The organism is Pseudomonas koreensis (assembly GCF_024169245.1).
GTDB classification, from domain to species: Bacteria; Pseudomonadota; Gammaproteobacteria; order Pseudomonadales; family Pseudomonadaceae; genus Aquipseudomonas; species Aquipseudomonas koreensis_F.
In genome coordinates, this window is the sequence record NZ_JALJWP010000001.1 from 2,311,267 (window position 1) to 2,333,210 (window position 21,944).

21 protein-coding genes are annotated in these 21,944 nt (G+C 57.9%); 10 read left to right on the forward strand and 11 right to left on the reverse strand.

Annotated elements, in window-relative coordinates; all coding sequences use genetic code 11:
* Window positions 1-29 precede the first annotated feature (29 nt).
* Window positions 30-782: a sulfate transporter CysZ gene (gene cysZ, locus J2Y90_RS10335; protein ID WP_253499095.1), complete on the reverse strand. Its 753-nt coding sequence runs from the start codon at window positions 780-782 to the stop codon at window positions 30-32.
* A gap of 312 nt (window positions 783-1,094) precedes the next feature.
* Here cysZ and trxB point away from each other — a divergent pair, with 312 nt between their 5' ends.
* Window positions 1,095-2,057, forward strand: coding sequence for a thioredoxin-disulfide reductase (trxB, locus tag J2Y90_RS10340; protein WP_042607647.1), 963 nt, complete (start codon window positions 1,095-1,097; stop codon window positions 2,055-2,057).
* Between the two features lie 189 nt (window positions 2,058-2,246).
* On the opposite strand, the gene J2Y90_RS10345 is transcribed toward trxB, so the two are convergent.
* The 5 genes from J2Y90_RS10345 to J2Y90_RS10365 all read right to left on the reverse strand — a co-directional run bounded on the left by J2Y90_RS10345 (window position 2,247) and on the right by J2Y90_RS10365 (window position 4,752).
* Window positions 2,247-2,585, reverse strand: a complete 339-nt coding sequence (locus tag J2Y90_RS10345) for a HopJ type III effector protein (RefSeq protein WP_253499097.1) — start codon at window positions 2,583-2,585, stop codon at window positions 2,247-2,249.
* Entirely contained in the window at window positions 2,578-2,874 is a 297-nt protein-coding gene (locus J2Y90_RS10350) for a DUF1244 domain-containing protein (protein ID WP_253499099.1), read from the reverse strand. Before J2Y90_RS10350 ends, J2Y90_RS10345 begins: the two co-directional genes overlap by 8 nt.
* A 95-nt stretch (window positions 2,875-2,969) precedes the next feature.
* A complete protein-coding gene (folX, locus tag J2Y90_RS10355; RefSeq protein WP_016771653.1) occupies window positions 2,970-3,341 on the reverse strand; it encodes a dihydroneopterin triphosphate 2'-epimerase in 372 nt (123 codons plus the stop codon).
* Window positions 3,342-3,413: 72 nt separating this feature from the next.
* On the reverse strand, window positions 3,414-4,124 hold the full coding sequence (folM, locus tag J2Y90_RS10360) for a dihydromonapterin reductase (RefSeq protein WP_253499100.1): 711 nt from the start codon (window positions 4,122-4,124) through the stop codon (window positions 3,414-3,416).
* Window positions 4,125-4,182: 58 nt separating this feature from the next.
* A complete protein-coding gene (locus J2Y90_RS10365; RefSeq protein ID WP_253499101.1) occupies window positions 4,183-4,752 on the reverse strand; it encodes an antibiotic biosynthesis monooxygenase in 570 nt (189 codons plus the stop codon).
* A 211-nt stretch (window positions 4,753-4,963) separates the two neighbouring features.
* Here J2Y90_RS10365 and J2Y90_RS10370 point away from each other — a divergent pair, with 211 nt between their 5' ends.
* Window positions 4,964-5,923 carry a MerR family transcriptional regulator gene (locus J2Y90_RS10370; RefSeq protein ID WP_253499103.1) on the forward strand — a complete coding sequence of 320 codons (960 nt, stop codon included), beginning with the start codon at window positions 4,964-4,966 and terminating at the stop codon, window positions 5,921-5,923.
* Between the two features lie 3 nt (window positions 5,924-5,926).
* Here J2Y90_RS10370 and J2Y90_RS10375 read toward each other — a convergent pair whose 3' ends face one another.
* Both J2Y90_RS10375 and J2Y90_RS10380 read right to left on the reverse strand, forming a co-directional pair.
* Entirely contained in the window at window positions 5,927-6,532 is a 606-nt protein-coding gene (locus tag J2Y90_RS10375; protein ID WP_253499105.1) for a hypothetical protein, read from the reverse strand.
* Between the two features lie 54 nt (window positions 6,533-6,586).
* Window positions 6,587-7,063: a PAS domain-containing protein gene (locus J2Y90_RS10380; RefSeq protein ID WP_253499107.1), complete on the reverse strand. Its 477-nt coding sequence runs from the start codon at window positions 7,061-7,063 to the stop codon at window positions 6,587-6,589.
* A 153-nt stretch (window positions 7,064-7,216) separates the two neighbouring features.
* Here J2Y90_RS10380 and J2Y90_RS10385 point away from each other — a divergent pair, with 153 nt between their 5' ends.
* The 4 genes from J2Y90_RS10385 to J2Y90_RS10400 all read left to right on the forward strand — a co-directional run bounded on the left by J2Y90_RS10385 (window position 7,217) and on the right by J2Y90_RS10400 (window position 10,641).
* Window positions 7,217-7,672, forward strand: coding sequence for a flavodoxin (locus J2Y90_RS10385; protein WP_253499109.1), 456 nt, complete (start codon window positions 7,217-7,219; stop codon window positions 7,670-7,672).
* 171 nt (window positions 7,673-7,843) lie between these two features.
* On the forward strand, window positions 7,844-8,626 hold the full coding sequence (locus tag J2Y90_RS10390; protein ID WP_253499111.1) for a class II aldolase/adducin family protein: 783 nt from the start codon (window positions 7,844-7,846) through the stop codon (window positions 8,624-8,626).
* Window positions 8,626-9,528 (forward strand): alpha/beta fold hydrolase, encoded by a 903-nt coding sequence (locus tag J2Y90_RS10395; protein ID WP_253499114.1) that lies wholly within the window; start codon window positions 8,626-8,628, stop codon window positions 9,526-9,528. Before J2Y90_RS10390 ends, J2Y90_RS10395 begins: the two co-directional genes overlap by 1 nt.
* Before the next feature lie 201 nt (window positions 9,529-9,729).
* On the forward strand, window positions 9,730-10,641 hold the full coding sequence (locus J2Y90_RS10400) for an SDR family oxidoreductase (RefSeq protein ID WP_253499118.1): 912 nt from the start codon (window positions 9,730-9,732) through the stop codon (window positions 10,639-10,641).
* A gap of 43 nt (window positions 10,642-10,684) precedes the next feature.
* Here the strand turns inward: J2Y90_RS10400 and J2Y90_RS10405 are convergent, their stop codons facing one another.
* The 3 genes from J2Y90_RS10405 to J2Y90_RS10415 form a co-directional block, all read right to left on the reverse strand.
* Window positions 10,685-10,945 (reverse strand): hypothetical protein, encoded by a 261-nt coding sequence (locus tag J2Y90_RS10405; RefSeq protein WP_253499120.1) that lies wholly within the window; start codon window positions 10,943-10,945, stop codon window positions 10,685-10,687.
* Complete coding sequence (locus J2Y90_RS10410; protein WP_253499123.1) at window positions 10,945-11,283, reverse strand: hypothetical protein; 339 nt, start codon at window positions 11,281-11,283, stop codon at window positions 10,945-10,947. Before J2Y90_RS10410 ends, J2Y90_RS10405 begins: the two co-directional genes overlap by 1 nt.
* A gap of 79 nt (window positions 11,284-11,362) precedes the next feature.
* Window positions 11,363-11,722 carry a hypothetical protein gene (locus J2Y90_RS10415; protein ID WP_253499125.1) on the reverse strand — a complete coding sequence of 120 codons (360 nt, stop codon included), beginning with the start codon at window positions 11,720-11,722 and terminating at the stop codon, window positions 11,363-11,365.
* A gap of 712 nt (window positions 11,723-12,434) precedes the next feature.
* Between J2Y90_RS10415 and J2Y90_RS10420 the strand changes: the two genes are divergently transcribed.
* From J2Y90_RS10420 to J2Y90_RS10435, 4 genes are all read left to right on the forward strand, one after another.
* A complete protein-coding gene (locus J2Y90_RS10420; protein WP_253499127.1) occupies window positions 12,435-14,228 on the forward strand; it encodes a DUF1302 domain-containing protein in 1,794 nt (597 codons plus the stop codon).
* Window positions 14,229-14,251: 23 nt separating this feature from the next.
* Window positions 14,252-15,619 (forward strand): DUF1329 domain-containing protein, encoded by a 1,368-nt coding sequence (locus J2Y90_RS10425; protein WP_253499129.1) that lies wholly within the window; start codon window positions 14,252-14,254, stop codon window positions 15,617-15,619.
* Window positions 15,620-15,757: 138 nt separating this feature from the next.
* On the forward strand, window positions 15,758-18,313 hold the full coding sequence (locus J2Y90_RS10430; protein ID WP_253499131.1) for a LuxR C-terminal-related transcriptional regulator: 2,556 nt from the start codon (window positions 15,758-15,760) through the stop codon (window positions 18,311-18,313).
* Window positions 18,314-18,465: 152 nt separating this feature from the next.
* Window positions 18,466-21,915, forward strand: a complete 3,450-nt coding sequence (locus J2Y90_RS10435; protein WP_253499133.1) for a dermonecrotic toxin domain-containing protein — start codon at window positions 18,466-18,468, stop codon at window positions 21,913-21,915.
* The last annotated feature ends 29 nt before the right edge of the window (window positions 21,916-21,944 follow it).

Consider the following 21,944-nt stretch of genomic DNA (forward strand, 5'->3'; position numbering starts at 1 on the left):
GACGTTCGGATGATGGATTTGTGACGCAGTCAGTGCTGCGTCACCAGATTCTCGGCGCCACGCTCACGCACCCAGAACAGAGTCGCCCCGGCCACCGCCGCCGGCATCATCAGGATGTTCACCACTGGAATCAACAGCACCAGATAGACGATCCCGCCAAAGCTCATGCTTTGCCAGCGCTTCTGCCGCAGCCAGGCGAGCATCTCGTTCCAGCCCAGTTTGTGGTTGTCCGCCGGGTAGTCGATGTACTGGATGGCCATCATCCACACGCCGAACAACAGCCACAGCGGCGCGGCGACGATGTTCACTACCGGGATAAACGAGAGGATGAACAAGCCGATGGCGCGCGGCAGGAAATAGCCGAGCTTGCGCATTTCCCGGGCGAGGGTGCGCGGGATCATCGCGATCAGTTCACCCCAGCTGAACGCCGGGAAATCATCGGTACCGCGCACCACCACTTCGACTTTCTCTGCGAGGAAGCCGTTGAACGGGGCGGCAATAATGTTGGCGAGCATGGTGAACGTGAAGAACACCATCAAGGCCACCAGGACCACGAACAGCGGCCAGAGGATATAGCTGAGGAAACTCAGCCATTCAGGCAACGACGGCATCAGCGTATCGACCCACAGGCTGAACTGGTGGCCGGCCAGATAGATCAATCCGACGAACAGCACCAGGTTGATCGCCAGCGGCAGCAACACGAACAGGCGCAAGCCCGGGCTCAAGACCAGTTTGAGGCCTTCGCGCAGGTATTGCGGGCCGGACAGAACGGGGGCGGGCATAAGGTGCTCCGAAGCAAGGGAAAACGCGCCGACGTTACCGGCTTTGTCACAGCGGCGAAAGCGTGGCAGAGCAATCGACATTCACTGTAACAAAGAGGTTTTTCTCGTCAGCGTCTCGGCATAGAGACCACCTATGAGCTGGATTGTTAAACCGTATTTCCTTAATCTTGCCCCCCTCGATACGCTGCACCCAACTTTTTCCAGGACTGTCGAGTTCAAGCCTTCCCCAAGGTGTCCACGGTCCTTTTTTATTCCGCCGGCCGTCCGGCGTCCGCGCCAGATTTTTCATGGCCGGCCAACAGGAGCAGATTCATGTCTGAAGTCCGTCATTCGCGAGTGATCATTCTCGGTTCCGGCCCTGCCGGTTACAGCGCTGCGGTCTACGCGGCCCGTGCCAACCTCAAGCCGCTGCTGATCACCGGCATGCAGGCCGGCGGTCAACTGACCACCACCACCGAAGTCGACAACTGGCCGGGCGATGTGCACGGTCTGACCGGCCCAGTGCTGATGGAGCGCATGCGCGAGCACGCCGAGCGTTTTGAGACCGAGATCGTTTTCGATCACATCAACGCCGTGGACTTCGCAGCCAAGCCATACACCCTGACCGGCGACAGCGCCGTATACACCTGCGACGCGCTGATCATCGCCACTGGCGCCAGCGCCCGCTACCTGGGCCTGCCCTCGGAAGAAGCGTTCATGGGCAAAGGTGTGTCGGCCTGCGCGACCTGCGATGGTTTCTTCTACCGTAACAAACCGGTCGCCGTGGTTGGCGGCGGCAACACTGCGGTGGAAGAAGCGCTGTACCTGGCCAACATCGCCAGCACCGTGACCCTGATCCACCGTCGCGAAACCTTCCGCGCCGAGAAGATCCTGATCGACAAGCTCAACGCCCGTGTGGCCGAAGGCAAGATCATCCTCAAGCTGAACGCCAATCTGGACGAAGTCCTCGGCGACAACATGGGCGTCACCGGTGCGCGCCTGCGTAACAACGATGGCAGCTTCGACGAGATCAAAGTCGACGGCGTGTTCATCGCCATCGGCCACACCCCGAACACGTCGCTGTTCGAAGGCCAGTTGACCCTCAAAGACGGTTACCTGGTGGTGCACGGTGGCCGTGAAGGCAATGCAACGGCCACCAGCGTCGAAGGCATCTTCGCTGCTGGCGACGTGGCTGACCACGTCTACCGTCAGGCCATCACCTCGGCTGGCGCCGGTTGCATGGCGGCACTGGACACCGAGCGATACCTGGACGGCCTGCAGAACGCCACGTTCTAAGACCGCGGGGCATAAAAAAACCGGCCAGATTGGCCGGTTTTTTTGTGCGCCATATTCCGAACTACCACAACTCAAATGTGGGAGCGAGCTTGCTCGCGAAGGCGGTATTTCTGTCGACATTAATGTTGAATTTCAGACCGCATTCGCGAGCAAGCTCGCTCCCACAGGGATTCTGTGGGGCTGTTGGGATCAGCGGCGGGTCAGTGGCTGCGCGGTGAACTTTACCCCAGCCAGGCCGTGCTTGATCAACGCGCGAATATTGCCGTGATCGCTGCCCTCAGGCGTCGCCAGCACCGAACGGTAATGTTCGCCGAACGCCAGCAGCGCTTCTTCATCGCCCAAGCCTTCCAGCAGGGCCAGGCCCAGCGTCTTGCACGAGCCTTCGTTCTGCCCGGCGGCGTTATCCACGCCACCGTTGTTGAACGCCTGGGGCTGGTAGTCGTAACCGGCGGCGATGAATGCCAGGGTATCGGCAAAAGCGTGTTCGCCGCTCTTGAGGCTGGCGCGCAGGGTGTTCAGATCAGTCATTGGATTTACCTTTGGCGAACGCCGCTTGCTGTTCGGCGCTGGCTTCTTGCTGGTATTGGGCTTTCCACTCGGCGTAGGGCATGCCGTACACCACTTCGCGGGCGTCATCGAGGCTGACCTCGATCTGACGCTGGTCGGCTTCAGCCTTGTACCACTTGGACAGGCAGTTGCGGCAGAACCCGGCGAGGTTCATCAGGTCGATGTTTTGCACGTCCTTGCGGCTGTCGAGGTGGGCGACCAGTCGGCGAAAGGCGGCGGCTTCGAGTTCCAGGCGTTGTTGATCAGTCATGGGGGTCTCTTCGAGACAGCTTTGAGCGGCAAGCTTCAAGCTGCAAGATGGGTGTCTGTGAGCAAAGTTTACAGCTTGCGGCTTGAGGCTTGAAGCTAGCGACTCGCCGCGAGCGTAATCGATACCGACTCGGCGAAGCGCAGCGCGTGGGGTTTGTCGACTTCGACTTCGGCGTACAGCACCGATGCGTTGGTCATCACCAGATCGAGCAATTCTTGCGTCAGGCGTTCGAGCAGCGCGAAGCGGTTGCCTTCGACGTGGGCGATGATCGCCTTGGTGATGGTGCGGTAATTCAGCGCGTGGTCGATGTCGTTGTCGCGCACCGCTTCCTGGGCCGCGTACAGGATGGTCAGATTGATCAGCACATCCTGCTTGTTGAGGATTTCGTCCTCGTTGATGCCGATAAAGGTGCGCAGGCGCAGATCCTTGACCCGGATGCGCGCCATTCCCGGTTGAAGTTGTGGCATTGATTTGCTCCGTCCAGTCTATTGCAGGCGTTCTGGTGGATCTTACTCGACTCGCAGCCGAAGCGGGACGGCCTATTTGACGTGCCGTCCGCCGTTGACGGTCAGGGTGGTGCCGGTGACATAGGGATTGTCGAGCAGATAACGCAGGCTCTGGTAGATCACTTCGCTGCCGGGCTCGATGCCCAGCGCCGATTTGGCCAGCGCCTTGGCGCGGTACGCTGCGTCGTCGTCGGGGTTGAACAGCAACAGCGCCGGGGCGATGCCGTTGACCTTGATGGTGGGCGCAAAGCGTGCGGCAAACGACAGGGTCAGGCTGTCGAGGCCGGCCTTCGTGGCGCAATAACCGATATGCTTGCGGCTGCCTTTGCGGGTGACGTCGTCGCTGATGTGGATGATGTCGGCTGGCGTCGAGCGCTGCAGCAACCCGGCGCAGTGCAGGTTGATCAGATAGGGCGCGAGCATGTGAATGTTTAACATGCGATTGAAGGCTTCTGCTTCGCTGCCCTGGGTTTCCGCCAGCCATTCGGAGGCGTTGTGCACGATGGCGCGCAAACTGTCGGTGTGGGCTTTCAGTGAGTCAATGAAGGCCAGTATTCCTGCCTCACTGGAAAAGTCCGCGAACAGCGCTGTCGCACCAAGATCGCGAAGGGCCTGCACGCCCGGTCGCTCGGTGCGGTAAGTGAAAATCAGCGAGTGGCCATCCTCGATCAAGCGCTGCGCGCAGTGCAAACCGACGCGCTGGCCGGCGCCGGTGATGAGAATCGGGGCTGGGGAATCTGGCATGGGCGGCTCGCATCGCGGTTGAAGCGAAAACTATAACAGGCTCGCCGCCCGCTGCAGATCAGCGATTCTGCGCCGACGGTGCGCCAGCCAATGGCCTGGTCGGCGTGCTGTTCAACCAATTCGTCAGCAGGCGCGTCGACAATGGAATGAAGAAATACACCATCAACGGTGTCAGGCACGCCGTGCCGATCAATATGCGCGGCAACAGGCTCAACTCAGCGAGGAGCGGGCCGAGGGCAAAGTTGAATATCAGCGAGACCGGAAAAAACGCCAGCCAGATCGCCACGGCCTGTTTCCAGCGCGGCGGGCGTTGGCCGGCAGCACCAAACCAGCCTTCAATGCCGCTGACGCGATGTTCTTTGGGATGCTCGAACAGATCACTGCCTCGGTTCAGCCAGGCTGTGCGCGACGCAGAGTATTCCCAGGCATGCAGCGTCTGCTCATCGACGAAACGGAAAATAATCTGGAATTCGTTATCGCCTGGCGGTGGCGCAAGGACGCCGGAGCCGAGGTAGCCGGGAAAGTCGGTAGCCAACTGTTCGCCTTCGCGCAGCCAGGCGATCAAATCGTGATAACGGCCATCGGCGACGCGACGCGCTACCATCAGCGTGACGGGGGAAGTAGACATTTTGTATCTCCGTATTTCGAGTGCGTCACTCCGGATAAGAGCTTCGCCTGACGCCGGCCGGGGTAGAGGCCTGCGCTTTACAACAAGCAAGGATTATTCCTGATTTTGCCGATTAAACCAGCCACGTTCGTCGTAGATCATTACTTGAACCTATCCAGTCCATCATGTTTAAAATGGGATCCAATGAACCGACATGGAAGTTGATCGCCAGATGCCTGTAATCACGGACACTCGCCCGGCTTCGACAGTACCCGGCATGCTTGCGCGCGAAGAGCTGTTCCCTATCCGCGAAGTGGCGCGCTTGACCGGCGTCAACCCGGTGACCCTGCGCGCCTGGGAGCGTCGATATGGTCTGATCCAGCCAACCCGCACCGAAAGCGGGCATCGTCTGTACTCAATGAACGATATCGAGCGCGTTCGCAGCATCGTCGACTGGATCGATCGCGGTGTGGCCGTGAGCAAGGTCGGCAAGATTCTGGCGAAGACAGAGCCTTTGAAGGTCCTGGCAAACTTCATCCCCGATGACCATGTGCAGGCCGATTACAAGCAATGGCAGGAGCAGATTCAGCAGGCCGTCAGTGAGTTCGACGACCAGCAGCTGGATCGCGTCTACGGGCAGATTTTCTCGTCGTACACGCTGGCAGTGGTTTTTGAAGCCATCATCATGCCGTTGTGGCGGCAGTTACTTCAGCGACAAGAGTCCTTCGGGCAAACCAGCGAATGGTTGTTCTTCGACGGTTTTCTCAGGGCGCGCGTGCTGCAGCGCATCGTCATGTTGCGCGGCGCGCAACCGCGCCGGGTGATAGTCAGCGCACTCGCAGGGCAATGCAGAGAGCTTGAGTTGCTGGTAGCGGCGCTGTTTCTCAGCGGCAACGACTCTGGCGTGCGGGTGTTGACCACCGGCCAGCCTTTCGATGAATTGACGTTGGTCTGCGAAAAGGTCAAACCTGACGCACTTGTGCTGTTTTCAAATCATGCCCCTGGGCCAGAGCTGCCCCGGCGCCTGAATCGTCTGGCGCTAAGCCTGGATTGTCAGTTGCTGCTGGCCGGCGACGCCTCCGAACTGGCTGAAGACAGCCTGGCCGGCTCGGCAGTGGCGTGCCTTGGGAACGAGGGCGCGACAATGCGCCAACGCATGAAGCAATTCATGGCAGGCAAACTGGATACCTGAAGCTCAGGCGTGCAGGGCGGGGTGGGTCAGGCGATGTTGCTGCAGGATGAACTGGCGCAGGCGTTCAGTTTCATCGGCGTCAGTCTGGCTCAGCTCGTAGGCGTAGAAACCTTGCTCGGTTTCACGTTCGAAATGGCCGCGCAGGGATATACGCTCATAACCGGAAGGGCTGAACCACAGAGCGAAGTTTTTCGGCGGTTTGGTCTTGTTGCGCACTTCCAGCAGCACACCTTTGTGCGAAACCTCGTGGACCCACAACGCTCCGGGCTGGCCTTTGGCGTTTTCCAGCGCCACCGGCTCTTCAAGTATCAGGCGCCACGGGCGCACCATCGGGCCGTCTTCGTAGATGCTCGGCACGCCGAGACGCAGATGCAGCGCGTGAAATTCGTCTTCCACCAAGTGCAAAGGGAAGGTCATCTGCTGATTTTCGAAATTGGCCTGGATCGTCACCTGCTCGTGCGCCGCAAGGCGAGTGAGCAGATCACGGATCTGCGAGCCACCATTAACCAGCAGACTCGACGTCGCATCCCGCACATTCAGTTGCGGGTTGTGCTGCATGGTCTGGATAAAATCCAGCTCGTCCTGGGTCAGGAGGGCGTCGCGTTGCATGGTTAACTCGAAGTGGATAGTTACTAAGTCATTGGTGATTGTAGTTAATGACCATCAGTTCGCGGTTTTGTTTGCGCCGTTCGTCGCTTTCAATGCCGCGAGTTCACCTTGCAGAGCTGCAACCTGTGCTTCGAGCTGCGCAACCCGTTGTTGTGCCTTGACCTGAACCGTCACATCCTTTTGTACACCAATGAAGTAAGTCTGCCCGTCATCGGCATTTTTCACCGTCGACAGCGACAATTCGTTCCAGAACGGCGTGCCATCCTTGCGATAGTTACGCAGGATTTCCCGGCAGGAACCGCCTTCACGCAATGTCTCGCGAATCAACTGCAGGCTTTGTTGGTCGCGGTCTCCAGCCTGGAGGAAGCGACAGTCCTGGTAGAGGATCTCCTCGCTGCTATAGCCGGTCAGCCGTTCAAAAGCGGGGTTGACGTAAATCAGGATGTTGTCCTGCTCACCTTCTTTTTCCGCCACCACGATCCCATCGTTCGAAGCGTTGATCACCATTTGCAGCAGACTGGCATTGATCATCCGAGAATCCCTTCCGTTGTGTCAGTGGCAGGCATTCTAGAAGAAAGGTGCGGACTGTCTATAGTTCATCAGCGTGCAGTGAGGGCTGATCGCAACGGCGGCGCGTGGGCTGTTACTATCGCGGCTCTTTTTTTCAGTTTCAGGATCAGATTGATGAAAGTCGCCATCCTCTCCGGTTCGGTCTACGGCACCGCCGAAGAAGTCGCCCGCCACGCCCAGAATCTGCTGAAAGCCGCCGGCTTTGAAACCTTCCATAACTCCCGCGCCTCGCTGGCCGATATTCAGGCGTTCGGCCCCGAGGCCCTTCTGGCCGTCACTTCGACCACTGGCATGGGCGAACTGCCGGACAACCTGCAACCGTTGTATTCGTCGATTCGCGATCAATTGCCCGCTGCCTGGCGCGGCCTGCCCGGTGCGGTGATTGCCCTCGGTGATGCCAGCTATGGCGACACCTTCTGCGGCGGTGGCGAGCAGATGCGGGAATTGTTTGCCGAACTGGGGGTGAACGAGGTGCAGGAAATGCTGCGCATCGACGCCAGCGAAAGCGTGACGCCGGAAACCGATGCCGAGCCCTGGCTGGCGCGATTGATTGCAGCGCTCAAGGGCTGATCCCTCAAAATCTTTGCACCTTGCAAGCGTTGTTCCTGGGAACGGCTCCAGGCTGTTTGCCCGACTGACTCGTTCAGTCATCAAGCTGGCTGCCAATGCAACTACGCGATGCCCTGCGCCTGACTAGACTGCTGACACGAGCAGAACAAGAAGAACGCAGAGGTGCATACAGTGAGCGTAGCCCCCGTCCAATCGTCGCCGAATATCAAAGACCAGGTCAGCGCTGCCGAGTGGCAAACCCGCGTCGACCTTGCCGCCTGTTACCGCCTGGTCGCGCTGCACGGCTGGGACGATCTGATTTTTACCCACATATCCGCCAAGGTGCCCGGCACCGAAGATTTCCTGATCAATCCGTTTGGCCTGATGTTCCACGAGATCACCGCTTCCAGCCTGGTGAAAGTCGATCAGGCCGGCAACAAGCTCATGGACAGCCCTTACGAGATCAACCCTGCCGGTTACACCATCCACAGCGCTGTTCACGAGGTCCGTCACGATGTGGTTTGCGTGCTGCATACGCACACCGCATCGGGTGTTGCGGTATCGGCGCAAAAGCAGGGAGTGTTGCCGATCAGTCAGCAATCGCTGTTTGTGTTGTCGAGTCTGGCTTATCACGGCTACGAGGGCGTGGCGCTGAATCATGAAGAAAAGGCGCGCCTGCAAGCCGATCTCGGCGACAACAGTTTCCTCATGCTGCACAACCACGGTTTGCTGACTTGCGGCGGCACTATCGCTGACACTTTTCTGATGATGTTCACCTTCCAGCGTGCCTGCGATATCCAGGTCATGGCGCAAACCGGCGGGGCGGAACTGATCGCCATCGAACCGCAGATTCTCGCGGGCGCCAAGGCGATGATTGCCGGCGTCACCAAGAGCGCACAGGGCATGGGCGGCGCGCTGGCGTGGCCGGCGCTGCTGCGCAAACTCGATCTACAGGATCCGGGGTATAAATTCTAATGGCACTTGCCGAGATTCCCCTGTGTATCTGGCGCAAGCGCAGCCGGACCTTTGTTTTTCGTGGCCAGACGATCCATTACTGGGTGGCGGGACAGGGTGAGCCGCTGTTGTTGATTCACGGTTTCCCCACCGCCAGTTGGGATTGGCACTATCTGTGGCAACCACTGGCGCAGCGTTATCAGGTGATCGCCTGCGACATGCTCGGCTTCGGCGATTCGGCAAAACCGCGCAATCACACCTACAGCCTGCTGGAACAGGCCGATCTGCAACAGGCGTTGCTCGCCCATCTGCAGGTCGAACAGCCGGTGCATGTTCTCGCTCACGACTACGGCGACAGCGTTGCTCAGGAATTGCTCGCCCGGCATTACGAAAAACGCATAGACGTCGCCAGTTGCGTGTTCCTCAATGGCGGTCTGTTTCCGGAAACCCACCGGCCGTTACTGATGCAGAAATTGCTGCTCAGCCCGATTGGCTGGTTGCTTGGCCGCGCATTCAGCCGTGAGGCCCTGGTCAAAGGTTTCCGGCAGATTTTCGGCCCGCAGACCCAGCCGAGTGAAAGCGAACTGGATGATTACTGGAGTCTGGTCGACAGCAACCGTGGCCCGCGCATCCTGCACAAGTTGATTACTTACATCCCCGAGCGTCGTACTCAACGTGAGCGTTGGGTAACGGCCATGCAGCGTGGCGACATCCCCTTGCGGGTGATCGACGGCGCAGTCGATCCGATCTCCGGTGTGCACATGGTTGAGCGTTATCGCGAACTCATCCCTGATGCAGACACCGTCTTGTTGCCGGGTATTGGCCACTACCCGCAAACCGAAGCCCCGGCGCAGGTGCTCAAGCACTATCTGGCGTTTCGTGATCGCCTGGTATTTCCTCCGCTCAAAGTGGCGTACTCCTGACAGATCAAAAGATCGCAGCCTTCGGCAGCTCCTACATTGGATTTGTGTAGGAGCTGCCGCAGGCTGCGATCTTTTGATCTTTTGACGTCTTTATCATCGCGCAACCTTATCGCGCACCATTCAGCCCCAGCCGTGTTCGTTGTGACTCAAAGCCCTGTGCCTGACACTCAGGATCAATACTGGCCTGCTGGAGTTGCTGCGATGAATGAACCCGTGCGTTTCGAAGATAAAGTCGTGATTGTCACCGGCGCCGGTGGCGGCCTCGGACGTGCGCATGCGCTGCTGTTCGCCAAGCAAGGCGCCAGGGTGCTGGTCAACGACCTCGGCGGCTCGACACAGGGCGAGGGCGCCAACGCCTCGGCCGCTGACCGCGTGGTGGCGGAAATCCGCGAGGCTGGCGGTATTGCCGAGGCCAATCACGACTCGGTCACTGATGGCGACAAACTGGTGCAGAACGCCCTCGATGTCTTCGGCCGTGTCGATGTGGTGGTCAACAACGCCGGGATCCTGCGCGACAAATCGTTTCACAAGATGGACGACGCCGATTGGGATCTGGTCTATCGCGTCCACGTCGAGGGCGCCTATAAAGTGACCCGCGCCGCATGGCCGCATCTGCGGGAGCAAAACTACGGCCGGGTGATTTTCACCGCGTCGACGTCCGGCATTTACGGCAACTTCGGTCAGTCCAACTACGGCATGGCCAAACTCGGGCTTTACGGATTGACCCGCACCCTGGCGATCGAAGGGCGCAAGAACAACATTCTGGTCAACGCCATCGCCCCCACCGGCGGCACACGCATGACTGAAGGCCTGATCCCGCCACAAGTGTTCGAGCAACTGAAACCGGAACTGGTCAGCCCGCTGGTGGTGTATCTGGCCAGCGCGCAATGCCAGGAAACTTCCGGGCTGTTCGAAGTGGGTGGTGGCTGGATGGGCAAGGTGCGCTGGGAACGCAGCCTCGGTGCCGGTTTCGATCCGCGCGAAGGGTTCTCGCCGGAGGATGTGGCGGCGCACTGGCAGCAGATTTGTGACTTCGAAGGGGCGGCGCATCCGAAGGACAATATTGAAGCGCTGAAGGAAATGATGGCGAATTTGCAGAAGTATTCGATTTGAAGATAACGGAGCCACCAGCCCTCGTGCCTGGTGGCTCCAGTTTTCAAATGTATCTTTTTTCTGTCATGAACTTGGGCGGCGTCCAGTTAGGTCCTTTGATAGCCAGGCCCTTTTCTCCCTCCAGCAAAATTCCGGCAGCGAAGAGCCGAGAGTACGATGCTTCCAGGGATCCATACTCCTTGATCAGGTCTCGATTGTGCCGTCTGATCATCATGTCCAGATGTGGCGTTGCCTGAAGTAACGCGAACACAGTGACTATGTCATCCAGAGGTTCATTTTTAACAATCATCTCTACGGTGCTCATTACCACATCTCCTTCAGCAATTTCTGGTAATCAAGTTCTTCCTGCTCCATTGCTGCAGCCAGTGCTTCGGGCGTGTAGAGAAGTGTGGGATCGTCTTTCAACTGGAAATCTTCCAACGTTGCCGTATGTACGTTATTCCAGATCGGTGACCCGATCTCTGGCATCTCGGTATCACCAAAGCCTAAAGCTCTGAATCTTTCGAACTCCCTTATTTCGTGAGTGTAGAAACGTTTGTCAGTGTCGGTAGCTTCGAGTTCTCCACGAGCTATTCGCTCCAGGCGATCAAGCATTACGTCATTGGCAGCTGATTGCGGAAACTTTGAAATATGTAATTTCACGATGTCCGTTCCTTCCGGTGAAACAATGGCTGTTGTCCACTGATGATGAATCGATCCCAGCCTTCGACCAGGATAGGGTTCAAGTCCAGCTCCTTTCCTCCTGTAACCGAGCCTGTTCTGCCGCATGGGCCAGCGCCGCTGCTTCAGCATTGGCTTGTGCCTCGGCCTGGGCGATTTTCAACGCAGCCATCCGCTCTTTCTCCCGAGCTTCTGCCTCAGCATTCAGGCGCGCGGTCTCAGCCGCCAATCGAGCCTGTTCGGCCTCGCGACGCTGTTTCTCTGCCAACGCGGCCAGACGCGCCTGTTCGCGTGCGCGGATTTCTTCCTGCTCCCGGCGCACCGCTTCGGCAATGTCACGCTGGCGCTGTTGCTCTGCTGCGTCCGGGGCAAACTCCCGGATATGTAAGGCGTCCAGTTCCAATGGTGGAGGCTTTTGCATATTCATGTCCTTTTGAATGTGCGTTTTCACTCGCTCGAAAAGTGCGCACGGGTGGCGATGACATCCGTGTCACCAGCGAATGGTTGAGGTGTTTCAAGTTACCTCAGAGTGACGGTTATAAAATCCGAGAAGCCCGTCAGTAACAGGGCGTTGTGTTGAAAGGATTTTCGCGGGCTGCTAACCGTGCACAGCGAATTCGTCCGGGCTGCTAGGAAATCTCCGACGCAAGAGTCGGAAGATCTTGCAGAACTGCTTTTCCGCCCTTTTAAACGCCCATAAAAAAGGCCGCTGCAAACGCAGCGGCCAAGGTAAGACGTTGGATCAAGGAGCTACAAATCAACGTCAGTGAACAGCGGGGCGGCAAACCGAAAACATCGATTTATCCAGAATCTGTAGCCAGTCGCTCACGCATCCAGCGTAGCGGGCTTCGTGCTTTCCGACTTGGGTCGGGAAAGCGGGCTCAGAATACGGGCTTGAGTCCGTAGGAAAAATACCGATTCCAGACATGCACTGTTACGGGGCGCGCAACAGTCGTGTGCCCATGCATGGCGCTGATGATGCGCCATCCAGCCAGCCCATGACCCGCCCCAGGCCCCGCCGTACAAGGTCATTCATCCTTTCGAGCGACAACGCAAATACCTCCTTGGTGCGCTTATCGACCGCTTTCCCCGGCAGTAGGGTGGGGTCTTCTGTCACTCACCGGGGAAGACGCATGACAAAAACAACAATGCGCGCCATCTTCACACCGCAGGCGCTGGCCGCTGCGGTAGCTCTGGGTTGCTGCGCCCAGGCACACGCGGTTGCCTTCAACATCGGCGAAATCGAGGGCACCTTCGACTCGTCACTGTCGATCGGCGCGAGCTGGGGCCTGCGTGATGCCGACAGTTCGCTGGTCGGCACGGTCAATGGCGGCAGCGGACAATCCTCCACCGGTGACGACGGGCGCCTGAATTTCAAGAAGGGCGAGACCTTCTCGAAAATTTTCAAGGGCATCCACGACCTCGAACTGAAATACGGCGACACCGGCGTGTTCGTCCGTGGCAAATACTGGTACGACTTCGAACTCAAGGACGAAGACCGCGAGTTCAAACAGATCAGCGACAGCGGTCGTAAGGAGGGCGCCAAGTCTTCCGGTGCGCAGATTCTCGATGCCTTCGTCTATCACAACTACGCCATCGCCGATTTGCCTGGGACCGTGCGGGCCGGCAAGCAGGTGGTGAGCTGGGGCGAAAGTACCTTCATCGGCAACTCGATCAACAGCATCAACCCGATCGACGTCTCGGCATTCCGGCGTCCTGGTGCGGAGATCAAGGAAGGCCTGATCCCGGTGAACATGCTGTTCGGTTCGCAGAGCCTGACCGACAAGCTCTCGGTAGAAGGCTTCTATCAACTGGAATGGGACCAGACCGTTCTCGACAACTGCGGCACGTTCTTCGGCGTCGATGTAGCGGCGGACGGTTGCAACAACGGCTACACCGTCGGCAGTCCGGCGGTGGCGCCACTGGTGCCACTGACCACCGCGTTCGGCCAAGGCATTCAGGTCACCCGCGAAGGCGTGGTGATCCCCCGTGGCGGCGATCGCGACGCGCGGGATTCCGGGCAGTGGGGCACGGCGCTGCGCTGGCTCGGCGAAGACACCGAATACGGACTCTACTTCATGAACTACCACAGTCGTACGCCAACGGTCGGCACCACCACGGCCGGACTTTCGACACTCGCGGCGTTGCCTGGCATGGTCGGTATCGCCAATGGCCTCGCGCCCGGCAGCGGTGCGGGGCTGGCGCAAAGCGTGATGCTGGGGCGCGGTCAGTACTACCTTGAATACCCGGAAGACATTCGCCTGTACGGCGCCAGTTTCTCAACCACTCTGCCGACCGGCACCGCGTGGACCGGTGAGATCAGCTACCGGCCGAACGCGCCGGTGCAGGTCAACACCAACGATCTCACCCTGGCACTGGTCAACCCTATTGCCGGCGGCACCGCATCGCCACTTGCCACGTCACCGGGTGCGGACAACAAAGGCTACCGGCGCAAGGAAGTCACGCAGATCCAGAGCACCCTCACGCACTTCTTCGACCAGGTGCTGGGCGCCGAGCGCCTGACCGTGGTCGGCGAAGCGGCGGTGGTGCATGTCGGTGGTCTGGAGTCACGCAGTGAGTTGCGTTATGGCCGAGATTCGGTCTACGGCCAGTACGGTTTCGGCGGCGACACCGACGGTTTCGTTACCTCGACATCGTGGGGCTATCGCGCCCGGGCAATTCTCGATTACGCCAACGTCATCGGCGGGATCAACCTCAAGCCCAACCTGTCGTGGTCGCACGACGTCGCCGGTTACGGCCCCAACGGCCTGTTCAACGAAGGCGCTAAAGCCATCAGCTTCGGTGTTGATGCCGACTACCGCAACACCTACACCGCGAGCCTCAGTTACACCGACTTTTTCGGTGGCGATTACAACGTCCTCGAAGACCGTGACTTCGTGGCCCTGAGCTTCGGCGTGAACTTCTGATCTGCCCGAGAAGGATGACTGCAATGCGCAAAATGATTCTGCAATGTGGCGTGCTGGCCTTGAGTCTGCTGGCGGCCAACGTGATGGCGGCGGTGTCGCCGGATGAAGCGAACAAACTCGGCACCAGCCTGACCCCGCTCGGTGCCGAGAAGGCCGGTAATGCGGACGGATCGATTCCGGCGTGGACCGGCGGCATTCCGAAAAACGCTGGCGCGGTCGACAGCAAAGGCTTCCTCGCCGACCCCTTCGCCAACGAAAAACCGCTGTTCACCATCACTGCGGCGAACGTCGAGCAATACAAAAGCAAGCTCTCCGATGGCCAGGTGGCGATGTTCAAACGCTACCCGGAAACCTACAAGATCCCGGTTTACCCAACTCACCGCACCGTGGGCGCGCCGGCGGAAATCTACGAGTCGGCCAAGCGCAGCGCGCTGAACGTCAACGCCATCAACGACGGCAACGGTCTGGCCAATTTCACCGGCAACCGCTACTACGCCTTCCCGATTCCGAAGAACGGCGTCGAGGTGCTGTGGAATCACATCACCCGCTATCACGGCGGCAATTTGCGGCGGATCATCACCCAGGTCACGCCGCAGACCAATGGTAGCTACACGCCGATCCGCTTCGAGGAAGAGATCGCCGTGCCGCAACTGATGAAGGACATCGACCCGGAAAAAGCCGCCAACGTGCTGACCTTCTTCAAGCAATCGGTGACCGCCCCGGCGCGGCTGGCCGGTAACGTGCTGCTGGTCCATGAAACCCTCGATCAGGTGAAGGAACCGCGTCTGGCGTGGATCTATAACGCCGGTCAGCGCCGGGTCCGCCGCGCGCCGCAAGTGGCTTATGACGGCCCGGGTACCGCAGCCGATGGCCTGCGCACCTCCGACAATTTCGACATGTTCTCCGGCGCGCCGGATCGCTACGACTGGAAACTGGTCGGCAAGAAGGAAATGTACATTCCCTACAACAGCTACAAGCTTGATTCGCCGAAGCTCAAGTACGACGACATCGTCAAGGCCGGGCATATCAATCAGGACCTGACCCGCTACGAACTGCACCGGGTATGGGAAGTGATAGGCACAGTGAAACCGAACGAGCGGCACATCTATGCCAAGCGCCACATGTACATCGACGAGGACAGCTGGCAAGTGGCACTGGCCGATCATTACGACGGCCGCGGGCAACTGTGGCGCGTCGCCGAAGGACACGCGCAGTACTACTACGATCATCAGGCCCAGGCCTACACGCTGGAAGCGCTCTACGACATCATCGCCGGCCGCTACATTGCGTTGGGCATGAAAAACGAAGAGAAGCACAGCTTCGAATTCGGCTTTGAAGCCAAGGCCGCCGACTACACCCCATCGGCCCTGCGCGCCGAGGGCGTGCGCTAACGGTTCTTCAACACCGCTGGACAAAAGGCGACCGCACGGTCGCCTTTTTTATGGTCATCAATCAGCGTGCTGAATACTCGTCAACAAGCTCGCGGTAGAGGGCTAGGGTGAGCGCACAACGATAAGAAGGCTCACCCGATGACCGCCATGACAGCATGCCTGAATCGACCCGGATTTGTGCCCAGGCTTTCTTCACATCATCAGCCTCGCGCTCGCTTGAGCGAACCGTTGCTGGCATCAAGCGCGCGGGTCAGGCTGTTGTGTGCGCCCGCAGGCAGTGGAAAAACCGCACTGCTGACCGAATGTCTTCTGCAAGTGCGCCCGGAGTGCGAGGCAATCTGGCTACCGCTGGCGGGAGTTGCGCTCAACCCCGAGGAATTCTCTTTGCGTCTGACTCGGGCGCTCGGGCTCGTCGAAGGCCTCGACGTTACGCAACTGATGGCGGAGCTGGCAGATTGGTCGAGGCCGACTTCGCTATTTATCGACGATTACAGTCGTCTGCCGGATCCGGCGCTGGATGCGCTACTGGATCGTTTGCTGACGGTCAGCAGCCCGGCAATCACCTGGTGGATCAGCACTCGCCGCCGGCCGCAGTGCAACTGGCCGCGCCTGTTGCTCGATGACGAACTCTACGAATCCGAGCACGCCAGCCTCGCGCTGACGCACGATGAAGTTGTATCGGTGTTGTGCCCTTTGCCGCCAGACCAGGCGGACCGTGTCGCTACTCGTATCATCCAGCGTACCGGCGGTTGGTGTGCGGGTGCGCGCATGGCGCTCCTGCAAAAATGCGACTGGTCGCAAAACCTGCAGCCGCAGCAGCGTGTCGACACTCTGCTCGATTACCTGCAGCACGAACTGTTCAGCAACCTGACGCCGGAGCAGGATGAGGCATGGCGAGTTCTGGCTCACCTGCCGCGGTTCAACGCGCAGTTATGCGAGCATTTGTTCGGTCCCGGTGAAGGCGCGCAGCTGCTGCATGATCTGCAAGTGCTGGGCTGCTTTATCGAGCCATGGCAACAATCCGCTGACTGGCTACAGGTGTTCAGCCCGCTGTCGCGAATCATGCAGGAGTCACATTGGCCGTGTGCGCGTTCCTGGCACCGGCGCGCCTGTCAGTGGTTCACCGCGACGCAGGATTGGCGAGCAGCGTTCGAGCAGGCGTTGTTGGCCGAGGAGTACGAAACCGCCGTAAGCCTGTTGCAGCATTTGAGCTTCGAAGATTTGTTCGAAGACCAGATCGTGGTCCTGCTGTTGCGCTTGCATGAGAGTCAAAGCCAGCAGCTGACCCTGATGACACCGCAGTTGATCGGGCTGGTCACGGGGGCGTTGCTGTTCGCCGGCCGATTCGAACACGCCGGGCAATGCCTGGCCCATCTTGCCCGATTCATGCCACAGCCGACAGCGCAGCTGGAGCAGCAATTGCTGGCACGCTGGCAAGCACAACAAGGCTGGCTCTGGCACCTGCAAGGGCAGATGGAGCCGGCGCGCGTCTGTTTTCAGGAGGCGTTGTCGGCGTTGGCTGCCGATGCCTGGCAGGCGCGTTCGATGTGCCTGTCGGCACTGACCCAGCAGGCGTTACTGTGCGGTGAACTCGATCAGGCCCATGCCCTCAACCGTGAAGCTCTGTGCCTGGCGCGTGCGCACGGCTCCCTGCTGTTCGAAGGGTTGCTCGAGCTTGACCATGCGCAATGGCTCGAGCAGCGAGGAGCGCCATTGCGCGCCGAAAGTCTACTGGTGGACATCGAGCACTTGCTGCGCCAGCGCGTCATGGTACCCACGCCGCTGCTGGGCCGGATTGCGCTGCGCCGCGGACGGCTGGCGCTGTGCATGGGCCTTGAAGCGCAGGCTGCGGATCTGTTCAGCCGCGGCCTTGAAGATTGCTTGCGCAGTCAAGACAAACGCGTCTTGTATGGTTACTTGGGGCAGGCGCAACTGGCCGGCAATCGAGGCGATTATGCCCGCGCTTTTGAACGCCTGCGCGAGGCCGAAAGGGTCATGCAGCAGCGACAGATTCCCGATACGGTCTATCGCGGTGTCGTGTTGCAGGTCAGCAGCCAGTTCTGGTTGCAGCAGGGCCGGCCGCAACGGGTGCAGGAGGCGTTGAGCCGGCTGTTACGGCATTACCGCGGCCCTTGTGCCCTGCAGGCACCTCCTGCCACCTTCGAGCTGATTACCCGTATCGAATATCTGCTGGCCTGCGCGAATGCACAGTCGAATCCCTGCGACAACACTCTGCCGACGGTAGAAACATTGTTAAAAAGGGCCCAGGCCAAGGGCATGCTGACGATGGAGACTGAGTTACTCCTGGTCATTGCGCAGCTGGCCGAGTCGCAGGGCAGCAGTGCAATGGCGCAGCAAGCTTTACAGCGCGCGCGGATGCTGGCCGAGCGCTGTTTTCTGCATCAAGCCATGCGGGAGTGGCAATTGCGCCGGGGTCATGTAGTTACAGGGCCGCTCATGGCAGTTGCGACTTCGCAACCTGAGGGTGACGGCCCTTCCTCAGGCCTTAGTCGCCGGGAACGCGAAGTGCTTGTGTTGATTGCACAAGGTGCTTCGAATCAGCAAGTTGCCGATCAACTTTATATATCGTTACATACGGTCAAGACGCATGCCAGACGAATTAACGGTAAGTTGGGTGTGGAACGCAGGACCCAAGCTGTAGCGAGGGCAAAGGCAATGGGTATATTGGGCTAGGAAAGTTATGGTTGTGTTGGCGTTGTTATGTCTTTTTGTTGTGCATGGTTTGTAAAGCATTGGCGCTTTTGGTTAGTTGAAAAAAGATCTACCTTGCAACTATCTGCAGTGGCTGCAATACGCAGCTCTGGATAATCAAGCAAGGACATGCTGTGAGTAAGTTATTCAAAAGTTTGATGCGCAATTCTTTTGCTGAGCTGGTTTCCTGGACTGATGAGTGGGAGAAGGCGAGTCGGGCCAAGTCCGACCTTTATGCAATTATCGATAATATTCCGACTGTTCGGACTATTCTAGGTAATATGCTCGAAAGCGAATTGAAGCGTTTAGGTAAGAGCATTGATATCGATAAGGTCTATGTCAATACGGACAATGCTTTTCCTGCCAGCAAAAACCGCCCGACGGGTACGCTTCATGAAGTGGTTTTTCATTGTCTGAATAACAATGTGACGCCTGCCTACATCCATGGCGGTGACGGAGTTTTTTTTCTGCCTGATACGCTGAATGATCAATTCAAAGTCAGCGGGCTGAATCTTTTGATTGTTGAGGATTTGATTGAATTCGCCTCTGCGGGACTGGAAAAAAAACTGCGAACCGAGCTGCAAAGGTTTTGGGCGGCTGCGGTGCATCCCCCACATGGCGACAGCGCGGCGTTGTCCAATAAGCAGGCGTTTGTCCAGGCTTATGGCTTGCTCACAAGTGCAGAGTTGTCGCTGTCGGTCATGGCCAACAACTTTGATGTGCAATGGGGCGAGCGTTTCGCTTGGCTGCTCGACTCGGAGAGCGGCCAGGGAATGTATGAAGTCAACCTGCGGGGAGGGCGGGATTATCTCGAATCGCTGCAGCCCTGTTTCGTCCTCGACAACGCCGAGCGTTCGGATACAGGAATGACGCTGGTTGATGAGTCAACCGGTTACCTCATGCACACGCCGGAAAACGGCTTCGAATTTTTCGAAAAAAACACCGACCTGCATAGCAAGCTACAAGCTCGATTGTCCGTGGACAGCAGTCAGATACAGTACCTCAAAGCCACGCAAGGTCCGCATGCCTATTGTGCTGAGGCGCATCTCAAAGGTCAGCTGGAAAGCGTATCGTCGCTCTTGGAAAGCCGTGATCAACTGGAAGGTACGCTGATGTCGGTGCTGCAGGATAATCAACGCATGCATGTGCTGCGTTATGGCTTGGACACCCGCTTCCTGTTGTTGTGGGCTGCATTGAAGCGTATAGAGTGGCCGAATTGGGTGAAGAATGCTGGCAACGCCGTTCAAAAACGCTACAGCGAACTAGAGGACTCGAAGGATCAATATCAGGTCGGGTTTCAAACGGCCTACAACGCATGCTTCTCGTTCAAGGATTACGTACTGCGTACGTTTTCCGAGTGGGCAGACAGGGTGCTGGGCGAAACGCTTGATCCGGAAGCAATCACTGTACAGAGCTCGTATACCTTGCAAATTGCAGGTCGCAGCATTGAACAGGAAGAGTCGCGAACGCTCACTGAGTTCATGGTCTTCGGTCTGCATGACAACGCTTACAAAGCCAAATTGAATATTGTCGGCTTGCCAAGCGGAAGCCGTTTTACTGCCTATGCGCTTGAGCAATGGTTAGAGAATCGAAACTTGCGTCTGGATTATGTAAACGATCTTGCACCTTATCCTTCCGGGCATTATCAGACTGCTTATCGTGACTATCTTTTCAGTCTGATGGAGTTCGCACTGTTTATCGCTCGTCAGTCGGGTGAGTTAAACGACACGGATGCGAAAGTCATTGCTCGCGCGCTCGCCAACGATGCCTCGGTCCAGATTCGCGGCTTGAAATTCTGGCGCGGGCCAGCGTTGAAGGAGGTTCTGGTTTTTACTGCGCAAGGATATTCAGGCTATCTGGTGTTTTTGCCTACCGCTGACGGTGCGTTCATTTTCCGCAAGTTTGCCAATGTGTTCGATATGAACACCTCGGTTGAATCTGCTTTGTCTGCGGACCGTGAATACGCGGCATTATTGATTCATCCCGCCTATCTGCACGAGATGGGTGTCTCGCTTGGCGGCCATGGTTATCGTTACAAACTGGACGCCACCCAGGCGGATTTGTACTTGGATGCCAAAGCGCCATTGGCTGACTATGTCAATGTCGCTTATCGCGCAGAGCTAGCCCTGCACAAGGCGATTGCGCCGGTAGGTTATCGAGCACTGGGGTTCGAGGGCCGCAAGCGCTATACCCGGTTACAGACCGAATTAAAGGCACTCTCGACCGTTGATACCCGAGACAACGGCTTTCCTCCATTCGAGCAATTCACTTATGACTCGGTGAAAATCCACATCGAAGAGATTCTGCGCGCACGTGGAATGCAGGTTGATGTTGATCCTGACCGGATAATCGTGCAGACCGAAGAGTTTCGCAAAAGCGTCACTGATCTCCTGATCGAAGGGCTCGCATTTTACGCGGTAGATCCTGCCTATGAAACCAAGTTCAGTCCCCGATATTATTTGCTGAATGGCCACCCGGCCATCGATAAACTGGATATTCGCGATCTGTCATCGCTGTCGAAAACGTTCCGCGCGGGCGATCGCTATTCCGCAATGCTGAAAGCGCAATACCTGGACAAGACACATCCCGACTATGCGTTCAAACGTGCTGTGCATGCTCGGAAAGTTCGTTGTGAAATGCATTGCAATGCCTTTGCTGATTTCATCAGTGGCAGGTTGTCAAATGACGTTTTTGCTGCTGTTCAGCGGGTGGTTAACAGTCTCAAGGAAAGCGGCGGTTATCAACGGATCACAGATAGCGTCAGCGAGGGGGATGAAGGGTTATATAAGTTCAATATTCACAACTTGGGTTTAACGACAGCCTGGGACCGTACGGTGGGCGGTGTCTATATATTCCGCATTAAACTATCGTCGGGATTCTTTGACTTGCTCTATACACCTGACGCTCCCGATCTTGTCAGCTTTCGACCTATAGCGGAGTTTATTCCCTCGATTCGTTTTCGCCAGGGCCCGTTCAGGGAGTACTACATCAAGCGGATACTGCTCGTTGATCAAAAGGTGATCAACGATTACTTTGACGACCTTGCCGCGACGCTTGATAACAAGCCGGTGATCCGCACGCAGAACCGGGCCAAACTGCCCGACCTGTATACTTTTCATGATGAACATGTTCGGCGCGTGCTCAGCGATATCGATGAGCGCACCACCAGCTTGAACGAGATGATCGCCGGTCTCATTTACGATAACGTGCTGAAAGCCGCGAGCATTGTGAGCCTGCTGGTACCTCCGATCGGCACGGTGGTAGTGGCCGTTCAGATGATGAAAAGCCTTTACGACGGCGCACAGGCGCACAGGCGTGGTGATTACTCCGCCGCGCTGGGCCATGTAAAAGACATGGTGATCGGGCTGGTGACGCTGGGCAAGGCCGCAGCGGCGGGCGCCCCTGTCAAAACAGCCAACCAGGCGCAAAGATCGTTCCTGAGTTTATTCAAGGATGCGCGTACGGTCGCGGAACTGGCGACTTATTACACTGGCCACGACACACCGAAAGAAGTTCTGGTCGGCTTCTTCAACACGCTGATGGAAAGCGCCGATTCGGCATTGAGCAAAACAACCGTCCACTGAGTTTTCAGCACTCATATTGTTTTTTCATG

What these genes read in the sequence shown, in the direction of transcription:
- J2Y90_RS10345 (WP_253499097.1), bottom strand. Translation starts at nt 2,585, where the DNA reads ATGACTGATCTGAACACCCTGCGCGCCAGCCTCAAGAGCGGCGAACAC.
- J2Y90_RS10415 (WP_253499125.1), bottom strand. Translation starts at nt 11,722, where the DNA reads ATGCAAAAGCCTCCACCATTGGAACTGGACGCCTTACATATCCGGGAG.
- J2Y90_RS10380 (WP_253499107.1), bottom strand. Translation starts at nt 7,063, where the DNA reads ATGATCAATGCCAGTCTGCTGCAAATGGTGATCAACGCTTCGAACGAT.
- J2Y90_RS10370 (WP_253499103.1), top strand. Translation starts at nt 4,964, where the DNA reads ATGCCTGTAATCACGGACACTCGCCCGGCTTCGACAGTACCCGGCATG.
- J2Y90_RS10350 (WP_253499099.1), bottom strand. Translation starts at nt 2,874, where the DNA reads ATGACTGATCAACAACGCCTGGAACTCGAAGCCGCCGCCTTTCGCCGA.
- J2Y90_RS10400 (WP_253499118.1), top strand. Translation starts at nt 9,730, where the DNA reads ATGAATGAACCCGTGCGTTTCGAAGATAAAGTCGTGATTGTCACCGGC.
- J2Y90_RS10365 (WP_253499101.1), bottom strand. Translation starts at nt 4,752, where the DNA reads ATGTCTACTTCCCCCGTCACGCTGATGGTAGCGCGTCGCGTCGCCGAT.
- folX (WP_016771653.1), bottom strand. Translation starts at nt 3,341, where the DNA reads ATGCCACAACTTCAACCGGGAATGGCGCGCATCCGGGTCAAGGATCTG.
- trxB (WP_042607647.1), top strand. Translation starts at nt 1,095, where the DNA reads ATGTCTGAAGTCCGTCATTCGCGAGTGATCATTCTCGGTTCCGGCCCT.
- J2Y90_RS10430 (WP_253499131.1), top strand. Translation starts at nt 15,758, where the DNA reads ATGACCGCCATGACAGCATGCCTGAATCGACCCGGATTTGTGCCCAGG.
- folM (WP_253499100.1), bottom strand. Translation starts at nt 4,124, where the DNA reads ATGCCAGATTCCCCAGCCCCGATTCTCATCACCGGCGCCGGCCAGCGC.
- cysZ (WP_253499095.1), bottom strand. Translation starts at nt 782, where the DNA reads ATGCCCGCCCCCGTTCTGTCCGGCCCGCAATACCTGCGCGAAGGCCTC.
- J2Y90_RS10395 (WP_253499114.1), top strand. Translation starts at nt 8,626, where the DNA reads ATGGCACTTGCCGAGATTCCCCTGTGTATCTGGCGCAAGCGCAGCCGG.
- J2Y90_RS10375 (WP_253499105.1), bottom strand. Translation starts at nt 6,532, where the DNA reads ATGCAACGCGACGCCCTCCTGACCCAGGACGAGCTGGATTTTATCCAG.
- J2Y90_RS10385 (WP_253499109.1), top strand. Translation starts at nt 7,217, where the DNA reads ATGAAAGTCGCCATCCTCTCCGGTTCGGTCTACGGCACCGCCGAAGAA.
- J2Y90_RS10420 (WP_253499127.1), top strand. Translation starts at nt 12,435, where the DNA reads ATGACAAAAACAACAATGCGCGCCATCTTCACACCGCAGGCGCTGGCC.
- J2Y90_RS10405 (WP_253499120.1), bottom strand. Translation starts at nt 10,945, where the DNA reads ATGAGCACCGTAGAGATGATTGTTAAAAATGAACCTCTGGATGACATA.
- J2Y90_RS10425 (WP_253499129.1), top strand. Translation starts at nt 14,252, where the DNA reads ATGCGCAAAATGATTCTGCAATGTGGCGTGCTGGCCTTGAGTCTGCTG.